A 3,800-nucleotide genomic window follows, 5' to 3' on the forward strand; every position below is an offset into this window, starting at 1 on the left:
GCGTTCTGCGCGCGGCGCTCCGCCTTCGCGGCGGCGCGGGCGCGGTCCTCGGCCTTGCGGGCGCGGATCTCCGCGATGCGGTCCTTGAGGGGCACCTCGAACTGCTCGGCGGGCTTGGCGCGGTAGTCGAAGTCCGGGACGGTCACGCGGTCGATCTTGCGGCCCACGGTGCGTTCGATGGCGCGCAGGTCGCCCTCCTCGGCAGGGGAGAAGAACGTCAGCGCCTCGCCCGTGAGGCCCGCGCGGGCGGTGCGGCCCACGCGGTGCACGTAGTCCTCCGGGACGTTCGGGACGTCGAAGTTCACGACGTGCCCGAGCGCCTCGACGTCGATGCCGCGCGCCGCGATGTCCGTCGCGACGAGCACGCGGTACTTGCCGGACTTGAAGCCCGCGAGGGCCTCCGTGCGCGCCGACTGCGAGCGGTTGCCGTGGATGCGCTCGGCGCTCACGCCCGCCTTGGCGAGCTTCTCCGCGAGGCGGTTCGCGCGGTGCTTCGTGCGGGTGAAGACGATGACGCTCCCGATGCTGTCCTGCTTCAGCAGGTGCACCAGCAGGGGCGTCTTGAGGTCCTCGGCGACGGGGTAGACGGTCTGCGTGATGCCGCTCGCGGGCGTGGAGGGGCGCTCCACGCCGACCCGGACGGGCTGACGCAGCAGGTCGCGGGAGAGCTCCAGGATCGGCGCGGGCATCGTCGCGCTGAACAGCAGCGTCTGACGGTCCTGCGGCAGCTGGCGCAGCACGCGGCGGATGTCGGGCAGGAAGCCCATGTCGAGCATGCGGTCGGCCTCGTCGAGGACGAGCACCTCCAGCTTCGACAGGTCCGCGTAGGGGTGCTGCAGGTGGTCGAGGAGGCGGCCGGGCGTCGCGACGATCACGTCGGTGCCCTCACGGAAGGCGCGCTCCTGCGGGCGCATGCCGACGCCGCCGAAGACGCTCGCGACGCGCAGGCCGGTGTGGCGGATGAGGCCCTGCGCGGCCTCCTCGATCTGCGCGGCGAGCTCGCGGGTGGGCGCGAGGATCAGCGCGCGCGTCGTGCCGCGCCTGCCGCTGCCGAGACGCTGCAGGATCGGCAGGAGGAACGCGGCGGTCTTGCCGCTGCCCGTCGCGGCGGTGCCGAGTACGTCGCGGCCTTCGAGGGCGGGCGGGATGCTGGCGGCCTGGATGGGCGTGGGGGCCTTGTAGCCGAGGTCGCGCGTGGCGCGGGCGAGCGCGGGGCTCAGGCCCAGCGCGTCGAAACCGATGTCGGTGGTGGTCATGGTTGCCTCTCCCGAGAGGGCCGCGCGTGGCGCGGGCGCCGCCCGACCGGAAGGGGCGTGTCTCTCGACGCGTGGACGCGTGGTGCCTCCAGGCGCATCAACGGCGGCTTGAGGATGTGCACCACAAGAAAAAACCGGCCTGCTCGGCCGTTGATAGGAAAAATATAGCGCCTTATGCGGTATACGTCAAGGAAAACCGCACGAGAAGGCGCCTCCCGTCGGGAGGCGCCTTCGAGGAATCGGCGCTTACTGCGCGCGGTTGAGGTTGACGGTGACGGTGCCGCCGTTCTGCACCTGGATCTGCTGGACGCCCGCGCGGTAGCCGGGGGCGAGCACGACGACCTCGTAGGAGTCACGCGCGAGCTGGGTGCTGTACGCGCCGTTCTTGATGGTGCCCGCCTGGCGGCCGTCGATGAAGACGAGCGCGCCCTCGACGTTGCTGCGGATGGTGAGCGGCAGACGCTGCGCCTGCAGGCTGATGTTGAGGTTCACCGTGGCGCCCGCGCGGACGGTGACGTTGGTGGTGTAGTCGGCGTAGCCGGGCGCGCTGATGCGGACGCGGTACGTGCCGGGGGCGATGTTCGCGAAGGTCGTGCCGCTCGCGCCGAGCTCGCGCTCGTTGAGGAACACGGTGGTGTCCTCGGCGTTGGTGGTGACGGTGAGGCTGCCGTTGCGGTTCGGGGTGGTCGCGCCGACGGTGTTGTAGAGCGCGGTGTCGGTCACCCAGGTGTTCTGCGGCAGGGGCGTCACGACGATGCTGAGGGCCTGCGCGAGCTGCTGCTGACCCTTCACGGTGACGGTCGCGAAGGCGTCGGCGGCGCTGGTGGTCGTGCCGGTCGCCTTGAAGGAGCTGATCTGGTCGAGGTTCAGCTCGGTCTTGCTGGCGAGCGCGAGGACCTTGTTGAGGCCCGAGGGACCGCTGATGTCGAAGGTGAAGTTGTCACCGCTGGCGGGGAACTGCTTGACGGTGTTCGCCTTGATGAAGTTCGCGCCGGAGGCGAAGCGGTTGGGCAGGATCTGGTCGATGCTGCCGTCCGGGTTCACGTTGAACAGGTAGACGTAGGCGTCCTGGTTCGCGGTGACGGACAGGCGGATCTTCTCGCCGACGCGGTAGTTCGGGACCTGACCGCCGGTGGGGTCCTTGTCGGTGGAAACGCGGACCTGCAGGTCGGTGGGGGTGGGGTTGACGATGATGCTCTGCGCGCTGATGCGGGGGGCGGCGAGGGCACCGCTGAGCAGGGCGAGGGCGCCCATGGTGATGATCTTGTTCATGTCTTCCTCCTGCATAGAGCCTAGAGCGGGCCACATGACGCGCCATGAGCACCATGGGAGAAAGGCTTCATGCGGCATCAGGAAGGTGTAAGGGACTTGACGCGCCGGTAAGAAAGGAACGTCAGCTTTCGATCAGGTCCGAAAACAATAGAAACGGCCCCGATTCCATTAAAGGGGCCGTCCGATAGAAGAAAACTCAGAGCAGGTTGCGGTGATCCGCGAGCATGCAGCGGTCCTGCACCACCTGGATGCCCTCACGCACGAGGACGTCCGCGACCGCGTCGTCACGGATGCCCTGCTGCAGCCAGACGGTGCGCGGGCGGTGCTTCATCGCGAGAATGTCGCCGAGGTGCTCGCCCACCTTGTCGGAGCGGCGGAAGACGTCCACGACGTCCACGGGCTCGTCGATCTCCGCGAGGGACGCCACGGCCGCCCGCCCGAAGTAGCTCTCCCCGCGCGCCGCGAGGGCGGGGTTCACCGGGATGACCGTGTAGCCCTGACGCGACAGGTACTCCGGGACGTAGTGCGCGGGCTTGGTGGGGTCGCGGTGGAAGCCCACGACCGCCACCACCTTGCTGTGCTCCAGTACGTCCACGATCTCGGCGGTGCTCACGAGTTCCTTCACGACGTCCTCCCGTCCTCGCCGCGCGCGACGTGCTCGAAGGCGCCCGCGGCGGCGCGCAGCGTGAGGTCGAGCTCGCGCTCGCCGTGCGCGGCGCTGATGAAGATGCTCTCGAACTGCGACGGCGCCCAGTACACGCCCGCGCCGAGCAGGTGCCGGAACCAGGCGGCGAAGCGCGCGGTGTCGGAGCGCGCCGCGTCGCCGTAGGTGCGGACCTCGCCCTGCACGAAGAACGCGGTGAGCATGCTGCCCACGTGGTTGATGGTGAGCGGCACGCCCGCCTCGCGCGCGCTCGCGGCGAGGCCCTCCGCGAGGGAGGCGGTGTAGGAGGCGAGGCGCGCGTAGACGTCCGGATCGCCCTCGAGCTGACGCAGCGTGGCGAGGCCCGCCGCCATCGCGAGGGGGTTGCCGCTCAGCGTGCCTGCCTGGTAGACGGGCCCGGCGGGGCTCACGAAGTCCATGACGTCGCCGCGTCCGCCGTACGCGCCGACGGGGAGGCCGCCGCCGATGATCTTGCCCCAGCAGGTGAGGTCCGCCTCGATGCCGAGCAGGCCCTGCGCGCCGCGCAGCCCGAGGCGGAAGCCGGTCATGACCTCGTCCGCGACGAGCAGGGCGCCGTGCTCGCGGACGCGCGCGAGGGCCGCGCGGAA

4 protein-coding genes are annotated in these 3,800 nt (G+C 70.2%); all 4 read right to left on the reverse strand.

Annotated elements, in window-relative coordinates; genetic code table 11:
• Positions 1–1,256: DEAD/DEAH box helicase (locus tag DEIPI_RS0111175; RefSeq protein ID WP_027481831.1), on the reverse strand; the 1,256-nt coding region annotated here is incomplete at its 3' end.
• A 246-nt stretch (positions 1,257–1,502) separates the two neighbouring features.
• Positions 1,503–2,528: a DUF4384 domain-containing protein gene (locus DEIPI_RS0111180; protein ID WP_027481832.1), complete on the reverse strand. Its 1,026-nt coding sequence runs from the start codon at positions 2,526–2,528 to the stop codon at positions 1,503–1,505.
• Positions 2,529–2,724: 196 nt separating this feature from the next.
• Positions 2,725–3,153 (reverse strand): CoA-binding protein, encoded by a 429-nt coding sequence (locus tag DEIPI_RS0111185; RefSeq protein ID WP_027481833.1) that lies wholly within the window; start codon positions 3,151–3,153, stop codon positions 2,725–2,727.
• Positions 3,150–3,800 (reverse strand): aminotransferase class III-fold pyridoxal phosphate-dependent enzyme (locus tag DEIPI_RS30370; RefSeq protein WP_045234118.1); only part of this gene is annotated, 651 nt, incomplete at its 5' end. The genes DEIPI_RS0111185 and DEIPI_RS30370, both read right to left, overlap by 4 nt.

Origin of the sequence: Deinococcus pimensis DSM 21231 (assembly GCF_000519345.1) — a bacterium.
GTDB classification, from domain to species: domain Bacteria; phylum Deinococcota; class Deinococci; order Deinococcales; family Deinococcaceae; genus Deinococcus_A; species Deinococcus_A pimensis.

Bases quoted from the DNA above. Each gene is read 5' to 3' on its own strand.
- DEIPI_RS0111180 (WP_027481832.1), bottom strand. From the start codon at position 2,528: ATGAACAAGATCATCACCATGGGCGCCCTCGCCCTGCTCAGCGGTGCC.